Origin of the sequence: Flavobacterium lotistagni (assembly GCF_011392125.1) — a bacterium.
Taxonomy (GTDB): Bacteria; Bacteroidota; Bacteroidia; order Flavobacteriales; family Flavobacteriaceae; genus Flavobacterium; species Flavobacterium lotistagni.
The window spans coordinates 22,361-46,786 of sequence record NZ_JAAJBU010000011.1; the positions used below are offsets into that span (position 1 = coordinate 22,361).

The following is a 24,426-nucleotide window of genomic DNA, read 5'->3' on the forward strand; positions in this document are numbered from 1 at the left end:
CAGCGTCAAATTATTACCATCTTAAATATTAATACTATGTCATTAGTCGGAAAAAAATTCCCTAGCCTTAGCGTAGATGCTATCTCTTTTATGGGCGAAGATCTCAAAATTAACGTTTATGAAGAAGCGGTACAAAACAAGAAAAAAGTAATCCTATTTTGGTATCCAAAAGACTTTACTTTCGTTTGCCCAACTGAATTACATGCCTTTCAATCGGCTTTGCAAGAATTTGAAAAAAGAAATACGATGGTCATCGGTGCTTCTTGCGATACAAACGAAGTCCATTTTGCATGGTTGAATACTCCAAAGAATGCCGGAGGAATCGAAGGTGTAAAGTATCCTATTTTAGCTGACACCAATAGAAATCTCTCTAATATTTTAGGCATTCTGGATATCGAATCTACTATTTACAATGAAGATACGGATTCGGTGATGATTGAAGGCTCCAACGTGACTTACCGCGCCACCTATTTAATTGATGAAACAGGGAAAATCTTCCACGAAAGTGTGAACGATATGCCATTAGGGCGCAACATCGACGAATTCTTAAGAATGATTGACGCTTACACACATGTTCAGACTTACGGAGAAGTTTGTCCAGCAAATTGGCAAGCAGGTAAAGATGCGATGACTGCTGATAGAAAAGGAACCGCAGAGTATTTGAGTTCGCATTAAAATTCAAAAAAAATTCACAAAAAATCCTGTAGTAAAAAAGCTATGGGATTTTTTTTTGAAAGTTTACCGCATGATTACTAAGGCTTTAAGAAATTAACATCTTTTCTTCTTCTAAAACAATTGATTTAATGAAAGTTAACATTTTTTGAATTACTTTAGCCGAAAAATTTAACCTATTCATGATAATGAAGTCAACTAAATTCCTTTGGGTATTTATTTTCTTTACGAGCATTACTCTTGCTCAAACAGCAGCCGAAAAGCAAAGTATCATCGCTGCAACCAATGTTAAAGAACTTAATAAATTAGCTCCGATTTACGACTCTATTTTCAAAGCACAAAAAGCTGCTGCTTGGAAGATGGCTGCCGAAAAAAACTGGAAAACCAAATGGACAACTCCTAACGGAGGCCTGACAGAACTTATCCGTTTGGATGAGGCCAACAATCCTATCTATTTCACTACAGATAATGCAGGTGCAGCCATAACAACGCGTGCCAACAAATTAAATTCCGGAGGAAGTTTGGGTTTGAGCCTAGACGGCCAAAATATGACCATTGGGATATGGGATGGCGGCAAAGTAAGAGATACTCATAACTTGTTGGTTGGTCGTGTAACATTTGGCGACGGAGCCAATGTGCTTTCGGCCCATGCCACCCATGTTTCAGGAACTATGATGGGTAATGCCACAGCCAATGCCGCCGCAAAAGGAATGGCATCCGAAGCTTCTTTACGAGCTTATGATTGGGACAATGATGTCTATGAAGTGACTAATGCCGCCGCGAATGGACTCTTGATTTCAAATCACTCGTATGGTTATGATCCAGACAATGTATCTTTAGCCAATTGGGGACGTTATGATAGCGACGCCAGAGCTTTTGACAATGTCATGTTCAATGCACCTTATTATCAGTTCGTCAATTCAGCAGGTAATTCTCGCAATGGTGGTTACAACCAAGACAAACAAGGTTACGATTTATTAGCAGGAAAAAGCGTCTCAAAGAACGCCATAATTGTGGCAGCAGTAAGTCAAGTGAATAATTATATTTCTCCCTCAAGTGTTTCAATGTCTGGTTTTAGCAGCTGGGGGCCTACTGATGATGGCCGAATTAAACCAGATATTTGCGGAAAAGGAGTCAACGTGAGATCGTCCACTTCTAATTCAAACAATTCATACGGAACCATGAGCGGCACGTCGATGGCGTCGCCTAACGTTGCTGGTACTTTACTGCTTTTACAACAGCACCACAAAAATGTGAGAGGCGGCTTCATGAGAGCAGCTACCCTGCGCGGTCTAGCGATTCATACAGCAGACGAAGCCGGAACAGACAATGGCCCAGATTACCGATTCGGATGGGGTTTACTAAACGCAGAAAGAGCAGCCAACCTGATTACGAACGAGGGAAGTCAAGCCTATATTCAAGAAAACACTCTGTTGCAAGGTAAATCGTACTCATTTGACATCCAACCTTTAAACCCTAACCAGTCAATCATGGCAACTATTTGCTGGACCGACCCTGCAGGACAAATAATTTCAGGTGCGATTGATTTGGCAACACCTAATTTGGTGAACGATCTAGATATCCGCATCACAAAAAACAACCAAACTTTTTATCCTTGGAAATTAGACCCATCTGACGTTGAAGCAGCGGCTACTCAAGCAGACAACAAGGTAGATAACGTAGAGAAAATCGATCTCCCCAATGCTGTCGGGAATTATACGGTAACGGTCAGCCACAAAGGAAACCTGACCAACACCTTGCAGAACTATTCTTTAATTATTAGTGGTGTTTCAGCCAAACCGATGCTATTGACTTCTGATAGTAGTTTGTTAAATAGAAATTGTCAAGGGACCGATCAAACCGTGTTTACTTATCAATTGAAAACTCCTGCAGCTTTCTCTGAGTCTGTTTCATTTGGATTAATCGGACTACCGGCGGGCGCTTCGGCGAATTTCGATGCAGACAATATTACCAACGGAGGAACGGGCTCCGTGACTATTTCTGGATTAAGCAATACCGCTCCAGGAAACTACACGATGACATTAACCGCCACGTCATCATCATACAATTCAAGCCTCACGCTTACTTTAGTCGTGCAAAATGATTTAGTCAACGGACCAACTTTGAACCAGCCGGCGAACAATATCAGCATTGACTATACCAATCCAACATTAACCTGGCAAAATATCGGAGTGAATGCTGCAAGCTACACTGTTGAAATTGCTAAAAACGAAAATTTTACAGCTGATTTTGAAACGTTTACTGTTGTAACCAACGAAATAGACCTAAGCGATTTGGATTTCGGCTCAGACTATTTTTGGCGCGTAAGATCAAATAATGTTTGCGGCCTGTCTAACTATTCGGACACCTACAAGTTTACAACACTTTGCAGCAATGCTACTCTTATCTCCTTGTCGAACATTACTATCAACGGCGCACTGGCGACTTGGAGTAATCCTAACGGTTCTTCAAGCTTTGAAGTGGCCGTGGTGCCTCACGGAAATTTGCCTACAGGTGCTTTCCTAACCGTGGATACGAATTCCTACACCATTACGGGGTTGAATTCTTATAGCAGTTACGATGTGTATGTTCGTGCGAGTTGCAGTAATAACACATTTTCAGCATTGGCTTCTACTGAGTTTTCAACTTTGATCAATCATTGTATCGACGGAGTATTCTTTGATTCAGGAGGGTTAGATAGTAATTACGGTAATAGCGAATATACCATCACAACCATTACACCGACACATCCGGGAGAAAAGGCTACCGTAGTCTTTACATCATTTGAACTAGAAGACCAAATAGATCGTTTGACGATTTTTAACGGACCAGATACCACCTACCCTTTCATCGGCGAAGAATATGGATTTACCGGAACCAATAGCCCGGGAACTGTTACTTCCACCGACCCTTCTGGAAAGCTGACCTTCCGATTCTATTCTGATGGTGCAACAACTGCTTCCGGATGGACAGCCAATGTGAGTTGTGCCGCGTTAAGTGTTTCGGATTTTGAAAAAAACCAATTACAGTGCTACCCTAATCCGGCGAAATCGGTAGTGAATTTTAGATGCCCAGAGCATATTAAATCGATCTCCGTTTATACGATGTTAGGACAATTGATTAAAACAGAGACACCAAATACGAACCGTTTTGTATTCGATATTGCAACACTTAGTAACGGGCAGTATTTGTTCAAAGTTGAAACAACTACTTCCTTATCGACTGTAAAAATCCTCAAAAACTGATAGGTAATTAGCCTTGTTTCATTCCAGGGCCAATTTTTAATATAAATGCCCATCTATTGAAATTCATCACCTCCATCCAGAATCCTTTTATTAAATCGTTGGTGCTTTTGCAGGAAAAAGCTAAAGCCCGCAAGCAGTCCGGTACATTTCTTATCGAAGGTCTGCGCGAACTCGAATTGGCTATCAAAGGAAACTATGTCATTCAAACCATCCTATTTGTTCCGGAAATCATTAGTGATCAAGTAATCAAAACAGCCACTGATAAAATTTCAAACTACGAACTGATTAGCATTAGTAAAGAAGTTTACCAAAAGCTGGCTTATCGCGACACTACTGAAGGAGTACTGGCGATTGCCGAAACCAAATCAAATTCGCTGGCTGACATAAAACTGTCTGAGAACCCGCTGATTTTAGTCGCCGAGGCGCCAGAGAAACCCGGCAATATTGGCGCTTTGTTGCGCACAGCCGATGCCGCAAACCTCGATGCCGTAATTATTGCCAACCCAAAAAGCGATTTGTACAATCCGAATATTGTTCGGTCTAGTGTGGGCTGTTTGTTTACCAATCAAATCGCCACGGGAAGCACATCCGAAATCATTGATTTTCTAAAGCTCAAGAAAATCTGCTTTTATTGTGCTACTTTACAAGATTCCATCCCATATCATAAGCAAGATTATACCGCCCCGACCGCCCTAGTTGTTGGAACCGAAGCAACAGGGTTAACCCAAGAATGGCGCGACCAAGCTACTGCCAACATTATCATTCCGATGCAAGGTGTCATTGACTCGATGAATGTTTCCGTAGCGGCAGCCATCCTTATTTTTGAAGCCAAACGACAACGTAATTTTAAATAGTCCCTTATGAAGAAAATTGTATTTCTATGCCTTTCCGTTGCTTTTAGTGCCACTATTCACGCTCAAATGACCACCAGCGAAATTGATGATTTGGTGGGCAGGACTTTAAAAACTTTTGAGGTTCCCGGTATTGCGGTCGGCGTGGTAAAAGACGGAAAAATAATTCATGCTAAAGGTTATGGTGAAAGATCGATTTTAACCCACCAGCCGGTAGATGCCAATACACTTTTTGGTATCGCTTCCAACAGCAAAGCTTTCACTTCGGCAGCCTTAGCGATACTGGTGGATGAAGGCAAACTCAAATGGGACGACAAAGTCACACAATATCTTCCTGAATTTAAGATGTATAATGATTATGTGACCCAAGAATTTACTATTCGCGACTTACTCACCCACCGCAGTGGCCTTGGTTTAGGTGCCGGTGATTTAATGATATGGCCCGATGGGAACAATTTCACCACCCAAGACATTATCAACAACTTGCAATATCTAAAACCGGTTTCGGCTTTCCGCACAAAATACGATTATGATAACTTGCTTTATATTGTTGCCGGCGAGGTAATCCAGAGAATCAGCGGGCAAACTTGGGGTGAGTTTATAGAAACCCGAATAATGAAACCGCTCGAAATGAACCAAAGCGCGGGGTCATTTGTCCGGTTAAAAGATACTTCGAATGTAATTATGCCTCACGTTCCGACCGACGGAAAACTCAAAGCCATCAAGCGCTACAAGAATACTGTTTTTGATGCCGCCGCCGGAATTTACTCGTCTGTGAATGATTTGAGTAAATGGGTGATCATGCAATTGCAAAAAGGAAAATACGGTGCCGATAACAAACAACTCTTTTCCGAGAAACAACACAGCGAAATGTGGACTGCGCAAACCATAATGCCCAATAAACCGGTTGCACCTTACTTTTCCCATTTCAAATCTTATGGTTTAGGTTGGCAACTCACAGAAGTAAAAGGTAACTTTCAGGTATCGCACACCGGCGGTCTCGACGGAATCGTCACCCAAGTTCTGATGCTTCCGGAACTGAATCTCGGGATTATCGTGCTGACTAACCAACAAAATGGCGCGGCGTTCAACGCGATTTCGAACACCATCAAAGACAGCTACATCGGAATTAAATCTGAAGATTATTTGGCTCTTTACAGCCAGCAACGCAAAGAAAAAGAAGACAACGCCGACAAGATTTCTGATGAAGTTTGGGCTGCTGTGGCGCAGAATAGCAAAAACAAAATCAAGGTTGATTTGCCGAAATATACTGGCACTTTTAAAGACAATTGGCTTGGTGAAATAGTGCTTTCGGAGAGAAAAGGCAAACTTTACTTCCGCTCGGTGCGTTCGCCGCAACTCAGTGGAGAAGTGTTTTTTTATAAAGAGAATACGTTCGCGGTAAAATGGTACAACCGCAGTTTTCTGGCAGATGCTTTTTTGACTTTTTCTGCCGACAACACCAACATTAAAATGAAAGCAATTTCGCCACTCACCGATTTCAGCTATGATTTTCACGATTTGGATTTCTCGAAAGTCACAATACAAAACAGTAATTAATACGGGGCACTTTTTTGCGTGAAGGATGGCAGCGGCAGCCCGCAGCGCAGCGAAGGCTATAGTGAACAGCCTGACCCTTGTGGGCACGCCCTGATACAATTAATAATGAATAATGAATAATGAATAATGAATAATGAATAGTTAATAATTTATTTCTTATTTTAGGGGCAGTACCAAAAGCTACATTGACCATGGTTGAGATTGATATTGAAAAAGAAAACAAGGCGATTGCCAAGGAGTATAAGGAACTACTTCGTATCAGTTATCAGACTTTAACGCCCGACGATAAGAAACTGATTCGCAAGGCATTTGATGTAGCTGTAGACGCGCATCAGGACCAAAGGCGCAAATCGGGCGAGGCCTATATTTTTCATCCGATTGCTGTGGCGAAGATTGTGGCTTCTGAAATTGGTTTGGGCGCCACCGGAATCGCAGCAGCCTTAATGCACGACGTGGTCGAAGATACCGATGTCACCGTAGCTGACATTGAGAAAATGTTCAACCCGAAAGTCGCACAACTCGTTGAAGGTTTAACGAAAATCTCGCAAGTGCAGAAAGACTTGAACGTGTCGATGCAGGCCGAGAATTTCCGTAAAATGTTGCTCACGCTCAATGACGATGTTCGGGTAATTTTGATCAAACTCGCCGACCGTTTGCACAACATGCAGACCATGGATTCGATGCCCGAACACAAGCAGGTCAAAATCGCTTCAGAGACTTTGTATATCTACGCACCTCTCGCCCACCGTTTGGGTTTGTACAACATCAAAAGCAAACTTGAAGATTTGGGTTTGAAATACACCGAACCCGCTGTTTACAATGACATCGTAAGCAAAATCAAGGAAACCAAGGAAGAACAGGATGCTTATATCAGTTCTATTTCGGAAGTACTCAAGAAATCGCTCGATGAGGAAGGCGTAGATTATATTATTAAAGGCCGGCCGAAATCTATTTATTCGATTCGCCGTAAAATGAAAGCCCAGAATGTGAGTTTTGATGAAGTTTACGACAAATTCGCCCTTCGAATTGTTTACAAATCAAATCCGCACGATGAGAAGTTCATTGCTTGGAAAATCTATTCGATTGTAACAGATCATTATCGCCCGAGCCCAAGCCGATTACGTGACTGGATTTCCTCGCCCAAATCAACGGGTTACGAAGCTTTGCACATTACCGTGATGGGCCCGAAAGGCCGTTGGGTTGAGATACAAGTGCGCAGCGAACGCATGGACGAAATTGCCGAGAAAGGTTACGCCGCACACTACAAATACAAACAAGGCGGCGTGGGCAACGAAGAAAGCGGTCTGGATTTGTGGCTGAACTTGCTAAAAGAAGCGCTCGAAAACGCCGAAACCAACGCGGTCGATTTTGTAGAAGATTTCAAGATGAACCTTTACGCGAAAGAAATTTTCGTCTTCACGCCCAAAGGAGAAATCAAATCGCTTCCGAAAGGTGCCACATCGCTGGATTTTGCGTTCAGTATTCACTCTGAAATTGGAATTAAAACCCGCGGCACCCGAGTCAATGGCAAGCTCGTTCCGCTGAACACGGAACTCAAAAGTGGCGATCAGGTAGAAGTGATCACCTCGGCCAACCAAAAACCGAGTTCGAACTGGCTCGATTACGTAACCACTTCGCGCGCCAAGAACAAAATCAAGAGCGTTCTGAACGAAGACACCAAGAAAATAGCCGAAGAAGGCAAGGAATTGCTCACGCGGAAATTGAAACAACTCAAGATTACCATCAACGAACAGGTAATTAACGAGTTGGTGAATTTCTTTAAGTTAAAAACCAGTTTGGATTTGTTCTACCGTGTGGGCATCGGTTCTATCGAGAACCAACAACTCAAAGACTTCGCTGCCCAGAAAAGCAATACGCTGATCAACTTCTTCAAGAACAAAATCAAGCGTTCACCCAATACCGCAGACGAAGACATTCACAAGCCTGTTATCAGTAGCAATTACGACATGCTGGTTTTCGGACCCGAACAAGACCGCCTCGATTATAAACTTTCCACTTGCTGCAACCCGATTCCCGGCGATGAAGTGTTCGGTTTCGTAACCATCAACGAAGGCATCAAAGTACACAAGAAAGATTGCCCGAACGCCATCAGTTTGCAATCGAATTATGCTTACCGGATTATTCAAGCCCGATGGATTGACTCTACCCAACAGGAATTTAAAGCGCAATTGCAAATCACCGGAATGGACACGCTCGGGCTCACCAACGAACTCACCAAAGTCATTTCGAACCAGATGCACGTGAACATCCAAAGCATTTCACTTAGTGGTGACGCCGGTATTTTTAACGGGCAAGTGACGGTGATCGTACAGAACAACATCATCTTGAAGAAACTCATCGACAACATCAAGAAAATCGACGGCGTGGATAAAGTGATTCGGGTGAATAAGAGCTAATTAACAATACACTTTGCGACTTTGCGGCTTTGCGTGAGATTGTTCATTTTCTCGCAAAGGCGCAAAGACGCAAAAAAAGAAAAAATCAGCCGTTATGAAAAACCCAATTTTCGACGACGAAATCCGAATGGAGAAACAAGCGGCCAAAGGCGGCTGGACGTTTATCACGATGCCAGTCATGAGTCATTTGCCTAAGAAGAAAAACAGCACCGTTCGCGTTCGGGGTTTTATTGATGCGTACGAATTAAAAGACATTCATATTTGGGCCATGAAAAAAGGCACGTTCTTGGCGGTGAAATCAGAAATTCGCAAAGCCATTAAAAAGGAAGCCGGCGACAAGGTCAAACTCACGCTCTGGCTCGATGAACCGCAAATGGTGATTCCCGAAGATTTCATGGTTTGTTTGCGCGAAGAACCAAAATTGCTCAAGCTGTTTGAAAGTTATCCCGAGAAAAAGAAAAACGAAATCACGAGTTGGATATTCGCAGCCGCCACCGAAGACGACAAAATAAGCCGAATCGGGAAAACGCTCGAGAATCTAGAGAACGACCTCCAAGCGGACCGATTGCGTTAGGGATTAAGGCATTATCTGAGCTCTTTTGCGGAGCGCGCGGAGCAAAAAGCGAGTGCCGACCCGAGGCTAATAGACCGAATTGTGTGGAGCGATAGCGTAACAAAAGCCCGGGCCGCAGGCAACGCCACAAACTCAGGCACTAAGGAACTCAGGCACTAAGGCGCTAAGCCACTCCTGTTAATTACTTCTTCAAAACTTTAACCCACTTTTAAGCCATACCGATTGCCATTTGCCAATTATCGATTAACTTTGCCACATGACACAAATTGCTACCGACAACAGTAAAAATCAGGAAATTGTAAAGAGCGTCTTTACCAAGTATCTTGAGAACAACGGCCACCGCAAAACCCCGGAGCGCTTTGCCATCTTGCAGGAAATTTACGATAGCGAGGAACATTTCGACATCGAGAACCTGTATATCAAGATGAAGAACAAGAATTACCGCGTGAGCCGCGCCACTTTGTACAACACCATTGAACTTTTGCTCGACTGCGCCTTGGTTCGCAAGCATCAGTTTGGTCAAAATCAGGCACATTACGAGAAGTCGTATTTCGACAAGCAGCACGACCACATCATCATGACCGATTCGGGCGAAGTCATCGAGTTCTGCGACCCACGTATCCAGACGATCAAGCAAACCATCGAGGAGATTTTCGGTATCGACATCCACAATCATTCGCTGTATTTTTACGCCAATAAAAAGAAAGTCGATGAATAGTTCATTCAACATTAAGCATTTAACATTCAACATAAATAATTTTAGGGCGTTGCCTTCGGCCGGACTGTCCGCAGTGCATGGCACTTCGCTCCCATCCCTAACGCACATCCGACAACACAACAACTAAACATCAAATAACTACTAACCGCCAATAATTGCTAATGAATTATTCATTATTCATTATTAATTATTAACTATTAATTAAAAAGAATGGCAGACTTACTACTCGGATTACAATGGGGCGACGAAGGCAAAGGCAAAATCGTCGACGTGCTTACTTCCAATTACGACATCATCGCACGCTTTCAAGGCGGACCAAACGCCGGGCACACACTCGAATTCGATGGCATCAAACACGTTTTAAGAACCATTCCGTCTGGGATTTTTCACTCGAATTCGATCAACATCATCGGCAACGGCGTGGTGATTGACCCGGTGGTTTTCAAAAGTGAAATCGATGGTTTGTCGAAATTCAACATCGACCTCAAAAGCCGTTTGATTCTCTCGCGTAAAGCCCATTTAATCTTGCCTACTCATCGCCTACTCGACGCGGCTTCAGAAACCGCCAAAGGCAAAGCTAAAATTGGTTCCACACTCAAAGGCATCGGCCCGACTTATATGGACAAAACCGGACGCAACGGTTTGCGCATCGGCGATATCGAACTTTCAGATTTCAAAGAACGTTATCGTGCTTTAGCCGAGAAACACCAGGCGATGATCAAGTTTTACGACGTCAATATCCAATATAATCTAGCAGAACTTGAAAAGGAATTTTTCGAAGCGGTTGAAGCACTGAAGCAATTCACATTCATCGATTCAGAAGCCTATTTACACGATGCTCAGAAAGCCGGAAAAACCATTCTTTGTGAAGGTGCTCAAGGTTCGTTGCTCGATGTAGATTTTGGGACTTATCCGTTCGTGACTTCTTCGAATACTACAGCCGCCGGAGCTTGTACCGGATTGGGCATCGCACCGAATAAAATCAAAGAAGTGTACGGGATTTTTAAAGCTTATACCACACGTGTCGGCAGCGGCCCATTTCCTACTGAAGATTTTGGCGAGGCCGGCGATATTATGGCGAAAGTAGGCAACGAATTCGGTTCGGTCACCGGCAGAAAAAGGCGTTGTGGCTGGCTCGATTTAGTAGCTTTAAAATATGCCGTTCAAATCAATGGCGTCACCCAACTCATGATGATGAAAGGCGACGTGCTTTCGGGTTTCGATACGCTGAAGGTAGCCACAGCTTACCAATATCAAGGAAAAGAAATTGACCATCTTCCATATAATATTGAGCCGGAAAATGTTTCCCCGGTTTATAAAGAATTCAAAGGTTGGAAAGCCGATTTGACCGGAATGCATTCTTACGACGAATTACCCTCAGAACTTAAATCATATATCGAGTTCATTGAAAAAGAAGTCGAAGTGCCGATTAAGATTGTTTCAGTCGGGCCAGACAGAAAGCAAACCATCATGCGTTAGAAAGCCATTTTAATCCATAAAAAAAGCCGTACGAGTGGTACGGCTTTTTTCATCATTTCAATATTATTTTATTGGACGCTTAAAATCAATGATTGCGAAACACCAATATCAATTTTGACACTTCCAAGTCCGTTTTTAACGATTAACTGAGCGCCGGATTTTCCATATAGTTCTTCTTTCAAATTATAACTGCCATCTTTGAGCTTCCAGGCAGAAATCAGTTCGCCGGGAATTAGCAAATTAAATTCAGCGCTAGAAACCCAAGAAAAATTATTCACGATAATCAACTTCTCATTTTCAGACCAACGAGCGAACGAATAAATGCCTTCTTTGTAGTCTTTATTCTGGTTGTTTGCACCTTCTACAACACCGTCTCCGGCATATACGTGCGTACGGTTATAAGTTTGCAACTCCTGAAAACTCCCCATTAAGGCAGCACTTTTAGTAGAAAAATTCAACAATCGGGAATAAAAATCGCGAAGTTCTGCTTCAGACTCTGTAAGTTGTCCGCCATCGAAGGCTCCGTTATTCATCCAACGTTGGTGATTCGGAACGCCTACATAATCAAAAATCGATGTTCTCGTAGGCTGCCCAAAACCGGCCTTTTCGTTGCCCGGCTCACCTACTTCTTGACCGAAGTAAATCATTGTGGGAGAAGTACCAATGGTCGTAGAAACTACCATCAAAGGTTTTCCCTTTTCCGGTGTGCCTGCAAAATCCTGACTAGCCAATCGTTGTTCATCGTGATTGTCTAAGAAATGTAACATGTGGCGATCGATATCGGCATATTTCTCCTGGATTTGCGTAATTGGATCAGGCAACGATTTACCAATAATGACATTTTTCAAATGGTCGTACATATCCACCTTGTCGTAGAGGTAATCCATTTTACCTAAGTAGATGTAATTTCTGTATTCGTTTGGGTTGTATACTTCCGCCAACAAGAAAGCGTTCGGATTCTTCATTTTAATGGCTGAATTCATATAACTCCAAAACTCATAAGGCACCATTTCGGCCATATCGTAACGGAAACCGTCAATGCCTTTAGCGGTCCAGTATAGTGCTATATCGCGGAATTTCTTCCATGAATTTGGTACATTTTTATTGACCCAAAACGCGTAGTGATCGGCATAAGATTTCTTGTCGTAACCTTCTGGCAATTCAGGGAAATCTTTGGTTCCGTCGGGTTTTACACCATAATTGATTTTAACGGTTTCATACCAATCATTGATGTCGGGTTTGGCCATCCGTGAGCCGTTACCGGTCCATTTGGCTGGATTCTCTGAAAACTTGGAATCAGCAAGCGGGTGCTTGTCGCCTCCTAAAGGTTGATAATTACTAGAGGTCGGGACTTCAAATGCTTGTCCGGGAATGTAATAAAAGTTGTTGTCGCGCTTGTACTCTACGGTTTTGTCGTCATCGGCACCGAAATCGCGAACGCCTTTCGGATTGGTTTTGCCTTCGTATTTTCTGGCAATATGATTGGGTACTATATCAATAATTGCTTTCAGTCCATTTTTGTGTGTACGTGCAATTAAAGCTTCAAATTCTTGCAAGCGATTGGCCGGATTTTCCGCCAAATCAGGGTTCACATTGTAATAATCTTTAACAGCATAAGGCGAACCGGCTCTTCCTTTAACAATATCCGGATCATCATTGGAAATACCATATTTTGTGTAATCGCGCACTAACGCATGGTGTGGCACGCCTGTATACCAAATGTGGGTAACGCCCAATTTCTTGATTTCTTGTAGTGCTTTGTCGGTGAAATCATTGAACTTCCCAACTCCGTTTTCTTCGATGGTTCCCCAAGGCTTGTTGGTAGTGTTCTTGTTCCCAAACAATCGGGTGAATACTTGATAAACTACTTCCTTTCTGGGTTCTTTGTTTGGCATCACAGTAGGGTTTTTAGAATTGGTTGTAGGTTTTTTCGTCTTGGTCTGAGCATTCACTGAAAGTGTCAAGCCCATCAGTACAAGTAAAATGATTCTTTTCATGTATGGTTGTTTTTTTATAGGAACAGTTACAAATATAGAAATTTGAACTGCACTCGCAATTGTCTAATAAATAATTCTTAATTGCCGTTTTCATTGGGCGGATTTTCATAAATTTGGCACCCAAGATTGACCATTTAAACAAAAGTTTAAGCATTGAAAAACACGTGTTTCTTCTACCTCATAGGCCTGCTTCTTTTTGGAACAGGAACACTTTTGGCGCAAAGCCCGAAGAAGATTATCGTAGAGCATGCTGATTTTCTCGATGTGAACCAAACCGAAATTCCTGATGCCCTATTGTTACAAGGTAATGTCAACATCAGCCACGACGGAGCTATCATGTTCTGCAATAAAGCTTACTATTTTCAATCTGAGAATTATGTTAAGGCTTTCGGCGATGTAAGAATTATTCAAGGCGACACGCTTTTTCTGAATAGTAAGTATGCCGAATACAGTGGTAATGTCAAACGTGCGTACGCGACCGGAGATGTGCAAATGCGTTCGCCTGAAATGAGTCTTGCCACAGATACTTTGAACTTCGACCGCGTATCGCAGCAAGCTTATTACAACACCAACGGTACTATCATCAATAAAGACAATGTACTGAAAAGCAAATCCGGGCGGTACTATGCCAATGAAAAAAAGTTTCAATTTTTAAGCGCGGTAACAATTACAAATCCGAAGTATGTAGTGAAGTCTAATCGTTTAGATTATTACAGTGGTCCAGGGCATTCTCATTTGATGGGGCCATCAACGATTACCAGCAAAGAGAATTTCATTTACACCGAAAAAGGCTTTTACGACAGCAAAAAAAATATAGGCCATTTCTTGAACAAATCTTACATTAAATACAAAGACCGTCTGATTCGTGGAGATAGCTTGTATTATAATCGAAACAACGAATTCGCCTCAGCCACAAATAATGTCAAGATTACCGACACCATTAACAAAGGGATTATCAAAGGCCATTATGCCGAAGTATACAAAAAGAAAGACTCACTGTTTGTCACCAAGCGTGCCGTTGCCATTAGTTTAATCGATAAAGATTCTATCTACATACACGGAAAAATTCTGATGGTGACCGGTAAACCCAATGAGCGAATCGTTCGTGCCTACAACAATGCGAGAATTTTCAAAAAAGATTTAAGCGGCAAGTGTGATTCTATCCATTCGAGTCAAATCACGAACCTGACCAAACTTATCGGAAAACCTATTCTATGGAACTTCGAGAACCAAATGACCGGCGATGTGATGCATTTGGTAGGTAACGATAACACTCAGAAACTCGACTCGCTCAAGGTGCTCAACAACGCGTTTATTATTTCCAAAGATTCACTGGGCACCGGCTATAATCAGGTCAAAGGGCAAAACCTCTACGGCAAGTTCCGCGACAACAAACTCTACGAAGCCGATATCGTCAAAAATACCGAAGTCATTTATTTCATGCGAAACGACGCTCACGAACTCATTGGTATCAACAAAAATGTGAGCAGTAAAATCAACATGACAATGGATGGCAATACCATAGATAGCATGACTTTTTTTACTAATGTTGACGGCGATATTTATCCAGAGAAAGACCTACCTGAAAATGCCCGTAAACTGCGTGGCTTTGTATGGCGCGATGACGAGCGCATCAAAACCAAAGACGATTTATTCACAAAAGAAGACAATGAACTTGATGCACAGATTCAGGAAGCTAAAAAAATCAGATTGGCCAAAGACAGTATTCAAGACATCCTGAATCAGAAACAAATTGAAGATATGCTCGCGGCAGACCAAGAAGCCAAAAAGCAACTCAATCCGCAGAAAGCCTTACCACAAACGAAATCATTTTATGAAAGCCTATTCGAAAAATACGACAATAGGATCCTGATCGATAAAAACAGCCAGGCATTGCTGGTCAAAGACCGTAAGTTCCGATTCCCAGCGAACGCCAAATCAATTGATAACTACAAAAAGAACAATCCGAAGTTTCGCAATGAAATTAAAATAGACAAAGTACTTTGGGATTACGGTACCATGCAATTCGGTCCATATGATGGCGGTTATTTCAACGAAGGAAAAGTAGAGGAAACAGAAAATATCAGCCCGAAGCTTACTTATGATGATATCTTTGAACGCTACAACAATAGAATTATCATGGATAAGAACGGACAACAATTGTTGATCAGGAATTTCAAGCTCCGTTTTCCGACCAATGCCAAATCGTTTGCAAACTATAAAAAGAACAATCCTAAATACAGAAAAGAAATCCGCATCAACAAGGTGCTTTGGGACTATAAAACCATGCAGTTCGGCAAATATGACGGCGGTTACTTCGACGAAGGAAAAGTTGTGGAAACTGAAATCGCTGATAAAAATTTGACTTATGAGCAGATTTTTGCCCAATATAACAACCGCATCATCATTGACAAAAACGGTGAAACACTTTTGATTAAAGACAACAAATTCCGTTTTCCGACCAACGGAGAATCATTCGCCAATTATAAGAAAAACAACCCCGAATTTCAGTCGGAAGTATTGATCAACAAAGTGCTTTGGGACTACAAAACCATGCAGTTCGGCCCTTATGACGGCGGTTATCTCAACGAAGGGAAAGTGGAAACCAAACCTTAGCCCAAACTTGATCGAACCGCCCGGATGTTGCCAACCGCGTTAGGGATTGCAGCAATTGTCTGAGCTCGTGCGGCGCAATGCAATGAAGCCGGACAGCGAGTGCGAAAAGCCCGGCCGAAGGCAACGCCCAATTATTAAATATTAATTATTCATTATTAATTAACGTACATATCCATTTTATGACAAAATCAAAGTTTAATATCTATCTTTGATTGAATGTAAAAACAAGCGATATGGAGAAACTTTATTTAAAAACAATTCAGCTAGTAATGAAACATCCTTTTACTTCTATAATGCTGTTTATTTCGCTTGTGATACCTTATGGAGCATCATTTTTTCTATTTGACTTTCATAGGGTTTTAATACTTGGGATTTTAGGCATTATTGGCATGGCAGTTATATTGTCAATGATTCCTTTTATGATTTGGCTGTCCGTTACTTTTCTAGCTATATCTCTTTCAAATAAGCCCAAAGCATCTAATAATACAGTGGAATTTGACGAAAGACCAAACACCTTAAGCTACAAACTAACAGTGGCAAGCCTTTCGTTTTTACTATATGCTTCAATATCGCTTTGTGTATGTTATTTTTTAGATTTAGGCTTTGGGTGGTTTGCTCTTATTACATATGCGTTTCCTATCCTTAGATTAATTGTTTTCGGGGTAGAATATCGGTATTTGAAACATAAATTTTAAAAATCGCTTTTGTCATAAAATGGATAGGTAGGTTAATTAATTTAATTGTGAACCCTGATTTTCTAAAATACCAAGCCCAAACTTCGCCTTACCCATTAGGTATGGAAGTCTCGCACGCCATTGGCTCTTATATTTACGACACCAATAATAAAAAATACCTCGATTTTGTTGCAGGCGTTTCGGCTTGTAGCTTAGGCCATCAGCATCCGCGAGTGAATCTGGCTATCAAAGACCAACTTGACAAATACTCACACGTAATGGTTTACGGAGAATATTCGCAAAGCCCGGCCGTGCAATACTGTAAATTGTTGGCTTCACTCCTACCCAAACCTTTAGAAAAAACTTATTTGGTCAATTCAGGAACCGAAGCCACTGAAGGCGCTTTAAAATTAGCCAAAAGAGCCACCGGCCGCACCCAACTGATTTCGTGCCACAACGCCTATCACGGCAACACTATGGGCTCGATGAGTGTCATGGGATTTGAAGAGCGCAAGCAAGCTTTCAGGCCTTTGCTTCCCGATGTCGATTTCATCACGTTCAACAACGAAGCTGATTTAGAAAAAATCACCACCAGAACCGCAGGAATTATTCTCGAAAGTATTCAAGGCGGCGCAGGTTTTATTCAACCCAAAAATGACTTTTTACTCAAGGTCAAGAAGCGTTGTGAAGCCGTTGGTGCACTGATGATTATAGACGAAATCCAACCCGGTTTTGGTCGTACCGGAAAACTCTTCGGTTTTGAAAACTACAATGTGGTTCCCGATATTGTCATTCTGGGCAAAGGAATGGGCGGCGGTATGCCTGTCGGGGCTTTTACGGCTTCGGCTGCACACATGGATTTGCTGAGCGAGAATCCGAAGCTCGGACACATTACTACTTTCGGCGGACATCCTGTCATTGCGGCAGCTTGTTTGGCTACTTTGCAAGAAATTACTGAAACCAATCTAATTTCTGACACTTTAGAAAAGGAAAAACTCTTCCGCTCGTTGCTGGTACATCCTTTGCTGGCCGAAATTCGTGGGAAAGGCTTGATGCTGGCGGCCATGACACGCGATTCGGAAGTTACCAATCAGGTCATTTTTAAATGTCAGGCAAAAGGGCTCATTCTGTTCTGGCTGCTTTTTGAAGGTTGCGCGATTCGGATTACACCACCACTAACGATTTCTGAAGAAGAAATTCGCGAAGGTTGTGCAATCATTCTGGAAGCACTCGATGAAGTGGCTCACGAAAATAAACTCTCTTAGAAGCTGGTTCCTGCTCTTCGCTATATCTTTTTAAACCTACTAGGTTTAAAAAGGATGCCGCTGCGATCAGGGCTAGGGCAATAAATCCGGTTGAACTCAGTTTTGATAGTGTTAATTAAATTGTTCACAACAAATCACGGCTTTTCCCACATCTAGTAGAACTTTCCTAATTTTAGATTAGGATAAATTTTAAACCTATAAGCTATGCAACTCAGCGACGAAGAAGACGATTACAACTTATCCTTATCCAAGTTCGAGTCGATGCTCAAGACCAATAAGGTGCTGTTTTTTGATTCCGAGGAATTCGAGGAAATCATTCTGCACTATCTTGATATGGGCAAAGCCAATCTGGCCAAAAAAGCCTTGAAACTCGCGCTCGAACAACACCCGAAATCGACCGGTTTAAAACTGGTTCAGGTTGAAATGCTCATCTACGAAGACAAACTCGACACCGCCGAAAAGTTGCTGAACGAACTTTACGCCATTGAGCCTCACAACGAAGAAATCTACATTCAGAAAGCCAGCATCTATTCTAAACGCGACAATCACGAGAAAGCCGTAGAACTTTTAAAAACGGCTTTAAAATACACCGATGATTTCGCCGATGTTTACAATCTAATCGGTATGGAATACTTGTTCATGGACAATCTGGAACTCGCCAAAGAGAATTTCATTAAATGCCTTGAAGAAGACATCGAAGACCAAGCCGCTTTGTACAATGTGGTTTATTGCTTTGAATTCTTAGACCAGAACGAAGAAGCCATCGAATATTTATCACAATACATCGAAAGAAATCCATACAGTGAAATTGCTTGGCACCAACAAGGCCGTTTGAATTATGGCTTGAAACGCTATGAAGAAGCTTTGCGTGCTTTTGAATTCGCAACTTATATCGACGATGAATTCCTCGGTGCTTTCATGGAAAAAGCCAAAACCCTCGAACGCCTAAAAAGATACGAGGAAGCTATCGAAAGCTACAACCGAACCATCGAACTCGACGACCCGACTTCTTATGCTTTATTGCGCATCGGAAAATGTTATGAGAAGCTCGGCAACAAAAGCATGGCACTGAAATTCTTCAACAGAACCGTACACGAAGATCCGCTCTTAGACAAAGGCTGGATTGCAATTACGGATTTCTATGTGCGTCAAAAGAACTTTCAGAAAGCCTTATACTATGTCAACAAAGCGCTGCATATTGACAATGAAAATCGCTACTACTGGAAGCGCTATGCTACCATCAACAAAGAACTCAACTTTTTTGAAGAAGCCGAACACGGTTACCGAAAAGCAGTAGAATTTGGAGATTATATGCTGGATACTTGGTTATTTTGGGTAGACATTTTGCAATTTTTAGGAGAATTTGATACAGCCGTCCAAACATTACTACAGGCATCAGAATACTTTCCCGAAGAATACGAAGTAGAATACCGTTTGGCCGGTTTGTACTTAATGTTGCAAGAAATAGAAAAAGGCAAGTTCCATTTGAGCAATGCTTTGAGGCTGAATTTCAAAAATCATTTGTTGCTGGAGCATTTGTTCCCAGTGGTTTGGGAAATGAAACTCGTTCAGAAAGCCATCGAAAAACATTCGAAAAAATAACTCGCATGAAAGTTTACGGCTTGATTGGCAAGAATATCGAGTATTCTTTTTCTAAAAAATACTTCACGGAAAGGTTTGCCAATACCAATGCCGAAGATTGCATTTACGAAAATTTCAATCTGTTATCGATTGAAGATTTCCCTGAACTTATCCAAACGAGAAAAGACATAGTCGGCCTGAATGTCACAATTCCTTACAAAGAAGCCGTTATTCCGTATCTAGATAAACTTTCAAAAAAAGCACAAAAAATCGGGGCCGTTAATGTCATCCGATTCACAAAAAAACGGAAACTAAAAGGCTACAATTCTGATTATTACGGATTTAAAAAATCGATTCAGCCACTGTTGCAGCCACACCACCAAAAAGCCTTGATTCTGGGAACCGGTGGCGCATCAAAAGCGGTAGCCTTTGCTTTATCGGAACTTGAAATCCCCTATGTTTTTGCTTCCAGAGAAAGCCATCCGAATGCCATTCCGTATGAACGAGTGAATTCAACTACTTTTGATAACTACCAAATTATCATCAACACTACTCCACTGGGAACCAGCCCCAATACTGAAGAATTCCCTCCAATTCCTTACGATTTTTTTACTGAAAAACACTTGGCTTACGATTTAATCTATAATCCCGAAGAAACCCAATTCTTGAAGAAAGCCAAAAAAAAAGGCTCGCTTACTAAAAACGGCCTTGAAATGTTAATACTGCAAGCCGAGAAAGCTTGGCGTATTTGGAATCAATAATTACTTTGCTTTAACGCTACCCAAAACAGGTTTTTTTCTCATGTCTACCTTTTCAGATTTTCGTTTTACGTTGAGCTTCAAATAAGTTTGGTATTGCTCCGGCTGGAGTAGCGTTTTCATTTCTGCTTCAGTTTGCTCATTGAGTTGCTCTAACATGATTTCTTTGTTCTCGCGAGAATAGCGTCTTTTCTGAATGTCGCGAGTAGCAATATTGTACTTTTTTACAATTTCGTTAAAACGTGCTTCCTGTTCTGTGGTTAGGTTCATTTGCTCTTTAGCATTAGTCATTGATGCAACCGTAGATTGCTTCGCTTTAGCATCTTGTATTTTCTCTTGTGATTTAACAGAAACAGTCCCTAACGAAAAAACAAACAATACTGTTAAATAGTAGTTTCTCATTTTTAAGTATTTTTTTGATGGTGCAAGTTAATTTTTTTCGACAAATTTTGATGCTGCTTTTAACATCTTTTAAACAAGCTGCAAAGACAATTGACCAACAAAATCTATCCAAGTAGTCGATAAATAAAGGTTTTTCTTTGAATATTATATTGGCTTTACTATCTTTCGCATCCTAAAAGTTGAAAAAACAAATATTAAACCTTAAACATTTTAGTAATGTTAGAAGAAAAGAATGATAACCTGCCAGAACCAACCCACGAGGCAGACGGAAAATTAGAATCGGTGATCGAAGCAACACAAGCTGTTGAAAATGAAGCTACTCCATTAGCTTCTGAAGTTGCAGAATTTCCTACTGCTGCTACAAAAATAGTTGCTGAAACTTTTGAAAACACAGATTTGGAGGCCGAAGTGACTAGCGATGAAGAACTAGCGACAACAGCAACTGAGGTGAAAAATGAAGCCCCAATTGTAGAAGAAGTAGCAGAAGTAGTTCCTGAACCTTCGGTAGTGGAAGAACCGACAGCCGAAGTCAACGATGTAACACCAACAAGCTCCAGTTCGCACCAAGACGTGATTGCTGCAATTGAAGACGTCAACGCCGCAGAAAGTGAAGACGAAACCATTCGCCAAGAACTTCCGATGAAAGACTACGAAGCTTTGCCAATGGAAACACTTGTCGCAGAATTAGCAGTCTTAGTGGGCTCAGCTAAAGTGATGGCTGTTAAAGATCATATCGAAGAAATCCGCAAATCATTCTTGGCGAAGTATCATCATTTCATTGATGAGAAAAAAGACGAATTCCATGCTGAAAATCCCGATACAACTGAAGATTTCCATTATCATTTTCCTCTCAAAACTAATTTTGACCAATTATACAACCAATACCGCGATCGCAAAAATTCGCATTTTAAAAGCTTGGAGTCAGATCTTAAAGCCAATCTAGAAAAGCGCTTATCGATTGTAGAAGAACTCAAAAACTTAATCAATCCGCAAGAAAATATTAAAGATACGCTCAAGCATTTCAATGATTTAAGAGAACGCTGGAAAAATGCTGGGCCGATTCCAAAAGACAAATACAACCACGTTTGGAACAATTACCATTTCCACGTAGAGAATTTCTATGATTATTTACATTTAGATCGTGAAGCCCGCGATGTAGATTTCAAGCACAACCTCGAGCAGAAGCAAAAAATCATTGCCCGTGCTGAAGAGCTGTTGCACGAGGAAGACATTAACAAAGCGTTCCGCGAATTACAAGATTTACATCGTTTATGGAAAGAAAATATTGGGCCTGTTTCCCGCGAACACCGTGAAGAAGTCTGGAACCGATTCAGCGATTTGACCAAACAAATGCACGACAAAAGAGAATTGTTGTTTGAAGGCATACGAGCTAAAGAGCAAGAAAATCTTAATCGCAAGAAAGAAATCATTGTTAGAATCGAAGCGCTTGCTCAAGAAAACCCAACCAATCATTCTGGCTGGTCGGCGTTAGTAAATCAAGTGGAAGCAGCTCGAAACGAATTTTTCTCAGCCGGTAAAGTACCTGCTGAACTCAATGAAGAAATTTGGGCAAGTTTCAAAAATGTGGTGCGTCAGTTCAACCTTCAAAAAAACAATTTCTACAAAGACATTAAAAAAGACCAGAACCACAACTTAAGTTTAAAACAAGCTTTAGTGGCCAAAGCCAAAGAATTAGCAGAAAGTACTGATTATGCCGCTACTACTCCACTGATGAAACAAATTCAGGAGGAATGGAAGACCATTGGTCACGTTCCCAGAAAATACTCAGACCAACTCTGGACTGAATTCCGCGCAGCATGCAATGCGTATTTCGAAAAAATGAAAGCGCATAAAAACGAGGAAAACCCTGAAGAAGTAGAAGCTTTTGAGAAGAAGAAAGCCCATCTGGAAACTTTAAAAACTTTCGAGATGACCGGAAACCATAAAACCGATTTGGATGCGATTAAAGCCCATATCGAAAGCTGGAAAAGCTATGGCAAAGTGCCTTTCGGCAGACGCCACATCGAAGGAAAATTCAATAAAATTCTTGATGCTTTGTTCGAAAAACTCAGCCTGAGCAAAAAAGAAACAGACATGGTACGTTTTTCTAACCGTGTAGGTGCAATGTCTGAGAACAACGACAACCGCAAACTAGAGAACGAAAAAATCTTCATCATTCGCAAGATTGAAGAATTGCAGCACGAGATTTTCCAGTTAGAGAACAACATTCAGTTTTTTACCAGCAACAGCAAAAACGAGAAAAAGGAGAATGCAATTGTGACTGAAGTGCGTAAAAACATTGCTCGTCACAAGGAAAGTTTAGAAACTTGGAAAGAGAAACTAAAGCAACTTCGGAGTATTAAACAAGAATAGTATAATAATTCAAATAAAAAAGCCCCAGTAAATATTGGGGCTTTTTTATACAGTATACAATCGTTGGTTTTAAGCAGCGTTTATTTTTTCGTTGTAGTATTGCGCCAGTTCAAACAATGTATTGCGTGCATCACTGCTCGGGTTTTCGATACATGTGTGGATTACGTTGATAAAGTCTTTTTTCTGTCCAGCATCGTCTTTAGCATCTTGAACTAAGGCAATGATTTTGTCTGCAAATACATAACGTTGTCCGATTCTCTCTGAAACTAACAAGTTAAGTGCTAGTGTAGTAATGTTTGTTGTCATAGGTTAATGATAAGGGGTTAATAATTAATACACCGCTAAAGTATAGGGAATAACAAACACCCAAATATATTTCCGACAAACTGTTAAAAAAATCGTTATTTAAAACCGACCCGGTCGTTCAACGGGATTTTTTACAACTTTTTAGCCTCATTCCAAAACACATCCATTTCGGCCAAAGTCATATCGGCTAATGATTTGTTGAGTTCCTCGGCCTTGCTTTCCAGATATTGAAAACGTTTAATAAACTTCTTATTGGTGCGCTCCAAGGCATCTTCCGGATTGACATTCAAAAAACGTGCGTAGTTAATCATCGAAAACAATACATCGCCGAACTCTGCTTCAATTCTAGCTTGATCTCCGGCGGCCACCTCGTCTTGGAATTCTTGAAGTTCTTCCTGAACCTTGTCCCAAACCTGATGCGGTTCTTCCCAATCGAAACCGACACCCTTTACTTTATCTTGAATGCGACTGGCTTTCACCAAAGCGGGCAAACTGGCAGGCACACCTTCTAATACTGATTTTTTTCCTTCTTTGAGTTTGAGCTTTTCCCAGTTTTGCTTGACCTCTTCTTCGTCTTTGACTTCCACATCTCCGTATATATGCGGATGCCGATGAATCAGTTTTTCACAGATACCGTTACAAACATCAGCGATGTCAAAACTATCAGTTTCACTACCGATTTTTGCGTAAAACACAATATGCAAGAGCAGGTCGCCAAGTTCCTTTTTTATTTCGTGCAAATCATTATTTAAAATGGCATCGCCGAGTTCGTAGGTTTCCTCTATGGTCAAGTGGCGTAGCGATTCAAAAGTTTGCTTTTTATCCCAAGGGCATTTCTCGCGCAAGTCGTCCATAATGTTCAAAAGTCGCTCGAAAGATTGCAATTGCAAAGTTCTGGAATTCATGTTCTTTGGTATTAGATGCAGCGTAAAAATAAC

17 protein-coding genes and 1 pseudogene are annotated in these 24,426 nt (G+C 41.4%); 14 read left to right on the top strand and 4 right to left on the bottom strand.

The window, feature by feature from the left end:
• The first annotated feature begins 36 nt into the window (after positions 1-36).
• The 8 genes from G4D82_RS11850 to G4D82_RS11885 all read left to right on the top strand — a co-directional run bounded on the left by G4D82_RS11850 (position 37) and on the right by G4D82_RS11885 (position 11,516).
• On the top strand, positions 37-675 hold the full coding sequence (locus tag G4D82_RS11850; RefSeq protein ID WP_166337507.1) for a peroxiredoxin: 639 nt from the start codon (positions 37-39) through the stop codon (positions 673-675).
• Positions 676-860: 185 nt separating this feature from the next.
• Positions 861-3,917, top strand: coding sequence for a S8 family serine peptidase (locus G4D82_RS11855; RefSeq protein ID WP_166337508.1), 3,057 nt, complete (start codon positions 861-863; stop codon positions 3,915-3,917).
• Positions 3,918-3,973: 56 nt separating this feature from the next.
• Entirely contained in the window at positions 3,974-4,771 is a 798-nt protein-coding gene (locus G4D82_RS11860) for a TrmH family RNA methyltransferase (protein ID WP_166337509.1), read from the top strand.
• 6 nt (positions 4,772-4,777) lie between these two features.
• Positions 4,778-6,328, top strand: coding sequence for a serine hydrolase (locus tag G4D82_RS11865; RefSeq protein WP_166337510.1), 1,551 nt, complete (start codon positions 4,778-4,780; stop codon positions 6,326-6,328).
• A gap of 191 nt (positions 6,329-6,519) precedes the next feature.
• Entirely contained in the window at positions 6,520-8,745 is a 2,226-nt protein-coding gene (locus G4D82_RS11870) for a RelA/SpoT family protein (protein ID WP_166337511.1), read from the top strand.
• Positions 8,746-8,839: 94 nt separating this feature from the next.
• The gene (locus G4D82_RS11875) at positions 8,840-9,319 is read left to right on the top strand and encodes a YdeI/OmpD-associated family protein (RefSeq protein ID WP_166337512.1); all 480 of its coding nucleotides are present in this window, start codon (positions 8,840-8,842) and stop codon (positions 9,317-9,319) included.
• 256 nt (positions 9,320-9,575) lie between these two features.
• Complete coding sequence (locus G4D82_RS11880; RefSeq protein ID WP_166337513.1) at positions 9,576-10,037, top strand: Fur family transcriptional regulator; 462 nt, start codon at positions 9,576-9,578, stop codon at positions 10,035-10,037.
• Between the two features lie 210 nt (positions 10,038-10,247).
• On the top strand, positions 10,248-11,516 hold the full coding sequence (locus tag G4D82_RS11885) for an adenylosuccinate synthase (RefSeq protein ID WP_166337514.1): 1,269 nt from the start codon (positions 10,248-10,250) through the stop codon (positions 11,514-11,516).
• A gap of 68 nt (positions 11,517-11,584) precedes the next feature.
• Here the strand turns inward: G4D82_RS11885 and G4D82_RS11890 are convergent, their stop codons facing one another.
• Positions 11,585-13,513 carry an alpha-amylase family protein gene (locus G4D82_RS11890; RefSeq protein WP_207788169.1) on the bottom strand — a complete coding sequence of 643 codons (1,929 nt, stop codon included), beginning with the start codon at positions 13,511-13,513 and terminating at the stop codon, positions 11,585-11,587.
• A gap of 213 nt (positions 13,514-13,726) precedes the next feature.
• On the opposite strand from G4D82_RS11890, the pseudogene G4D82_RS14575 reads away from it, so the two are divergent.
• The 5 genes and pseudogenes from G4D82_RS14575 to G4D82_RS11915 form a co-directional block, all read left to right on the top strand.
• Positions 13,727-15,235 (top strand): annotated as a pseudogene (locus G4D82_RS14575) (OstA-like protein); the annotation flags it as partial.
• Positions 15,236-16,362: 1,127 nt separating this feature from the next.
• Entirely contained in the window at positions 16,363-16,824 is a 462-nt protein-coding gene (locus G4D82_RS11900) for a hypothetical protein (protein WP_166337515.1), read from the top strand.
• Positions 16,825-16,871: 47 nt separating this feature from the next.
• Complete coding sequence (locus G4D82_RS11905; RefSeq protein WP_166337516.1) at positions 16,872-18,068, top strand: aspartate aminotransferase family protein; 1,197 nt, start codon at positions 16,872-16,874, stop codon at positions 18,066-18,068.
• A 204-nt stretch (positions 18,069-18,272) separates the two neighbouring features.
• Positions 18,273-19,670, top strand: coding sequence for a tetratricopeptide repeat protein (locus tag G4D82_RS11910; protein ID WP_166337517.1), 1,398 nt, complete (start codon positions 18,273-18,275; stop codon positions 19,668-19,670).
• A gap of 5 nt (positions 19,671-19,675) precedes the next feature.
• Positions 19,676-20,410 carry a shikimate dehydrogenase family protein gene (locus G4D82_RS11915; protein WP_166337518.1) on the top strand — a complete coding sequence of 245 codons (735 nt, stop codon included), beginning with the start codon at positions 19,676-19,678 and terminating at the stop codon, positions 20,408-20,410.
• Here G4D82_RS11915 and G4D82_RS11920 read toward each other — a convergent pair whose 3' ends face one another.
• Positions 20,411-20,809: a hypothetical protein gene (locus G4D82_RS11920; RefSeq protein WP_166337519.1), complete on the bottom strand. Its 399-nt coding sequence runs from the start codon at positions 20,807-20,809 to the stop codon at positions 20,411-20,413.
• 216 nt (positions 20,810-21,025) lie between these two features.
• Between G4D82_RS11920 and G4D82_RS11925 the strand changes: the two genes are divergently transcribed.
• Entirely contained in the window at positions 21,026-23,182 is a 2,157-nt protein-coding gene (locus G4D82_RS11925; RefSeq protein WP_166337520.1) for a DUF349 domain-containing protein, read from the top strand.
• A 69-nt stretch (positions 23,183-23,251) separates the two neighbouring features.
• On the opposite strand, the gene G4D82_RS11930 is transcribed toward G4D82_RS11925, so the two are convergent.
• Together G4D82_RS11930 and mazG are read right to left on the bottom strand one after the other, a co-directional pair.
• Positions 23,252-23,488 carry a hypothetical protein gene (locus tag G4D82_RS11930; protein WP_166337521.1) on the bottom strand — a complete coding sequence of 79 codons (237 nt, stop codon included), beginning with the start codon at positions 23,486-23,488 and terminating at the stop codon, positions 23,252-23,254.
• A 131-nt stretch (positions 23,489-23,619) separates the two neighbouring features.
• Entirely contained in the window at positions 23,620-24,393 is a 774-nt protein-coding gene (gene mazG / locus G4D82_RS11935) for a nucleoside triphosphate pyrophosphohydrolase (protein WP_166337522.1), read from the bottom strand.
• Between the last annotated feature and the right edge of the window lie 33 nt (positions 24,394-24,426).

Excerpts from the sequence above, each read along its gene's own strand:
- G4D82_RS11875 (WP_166337512.1), top strand. The coding sequence starts at position 8,840 with ATGAAAAACCCAATTTTCGACGACGAAATCCGAATGGAGAAACAAGCG.
- G4D82_RS11855 (WP_166337508.1), top strand. The coding sequence starts at position 861 with ATGAAGTCAACTAAATTCCTTTGGGTATTTATTTTCTTTACGAGCATT.
- G4D82_RS11930 (WP_166337521.1), bottom strand. The coding sequence starts at position 23,488 with ATGACAACAAACATTACTACACTAGCACTTAACTTGTTAGTTTCAGAG.
- G4D82_RS11920 (WP_166337519.1), bottom strand. The coding sequence starts at position 20,809 with ATGAGAAACTACTATTTAACAGTATTGTTTGTTTTTTCGTTAGGGACT.
- G4D82_RS11880 (WP_166337513.1), top strand. The coding sequence starts at position 9,576 with ATGACACAAATTGCTACCGACAACAGTAAAAATCAGGAAATTGTAAAG.
- G4D82_RS11900 (WP_166337515.1), top strand. The coding sequence starts at position 16,363 with ATGGAGAAACTTTATTTAAAAACAATTCAGCTAGTAATGAAACATCCT.
- G4D82_RS11865 (WP_166337510.1), top strand. The coding sequence starts at position 4,778 with ATGAAGAAAATTGTATTTCTATGCCTTTCCGTTGCTTTTAGTGCCACT.
- G4D82_RS11850 (WP_166337507.1), top strand. The coding sequence starts at position 37 with ATGTCATTAGTCGGAAAAAAATTCCCTAGCCTTAGCGTAGATGCTATC.
- G4D82_RS11890 (WP_207788169.1), bottom strand. The coding sequence starts at position 13,513 with ATGAAAAGAATCATTTTACTTGTACTGATGGGCTTGACACTTTCAGTG.
- G4D82_RS11885 (WP_166337514.1), top strand. The coding sequence starts at position 10,248 with ATGGCAGACTTACTACTCGGATTACAATGGGGCGACGAAGGCAAAGGC.
- G4D82_RS11870 (WP_166337511.1), top strand. The coding sequence starts at position 6,520 with ATGGTTGAGATTGATATTGAAAAAGAAAACAAGGCGATTGCCAAGGAG.
- G4D82_RS11915 (WP_166337518.1), top strand. The coding sequence starts at position 19,676 with ATGAAAGTTTACGGCTTGATTGGCAAGAATATCGAGTATTCTTTTTCT.
- mazG (WP_166337522.1), bottom strand. The coding sequence starts at position 24,393 with ATGAATTCCAGAACTTTGCAATTGCAATCTTTCGAGCGACTTTTGAAC.
- G4D82_RS11925 (WP_166337520.1), top strand. The coding sequence starts at position 21,026 with ATGTTAGAAGAAAAGAATGATAACCTGCCAGAACCAACCCACGAGGCA.
- G4D82_RS11910 (WP_166337517.1), top strand. The coding sequence starts at position 18,273 with ATGCAACTCAGCGACGAAGAAGACGATTACAACTTATCCTTATCCAAG.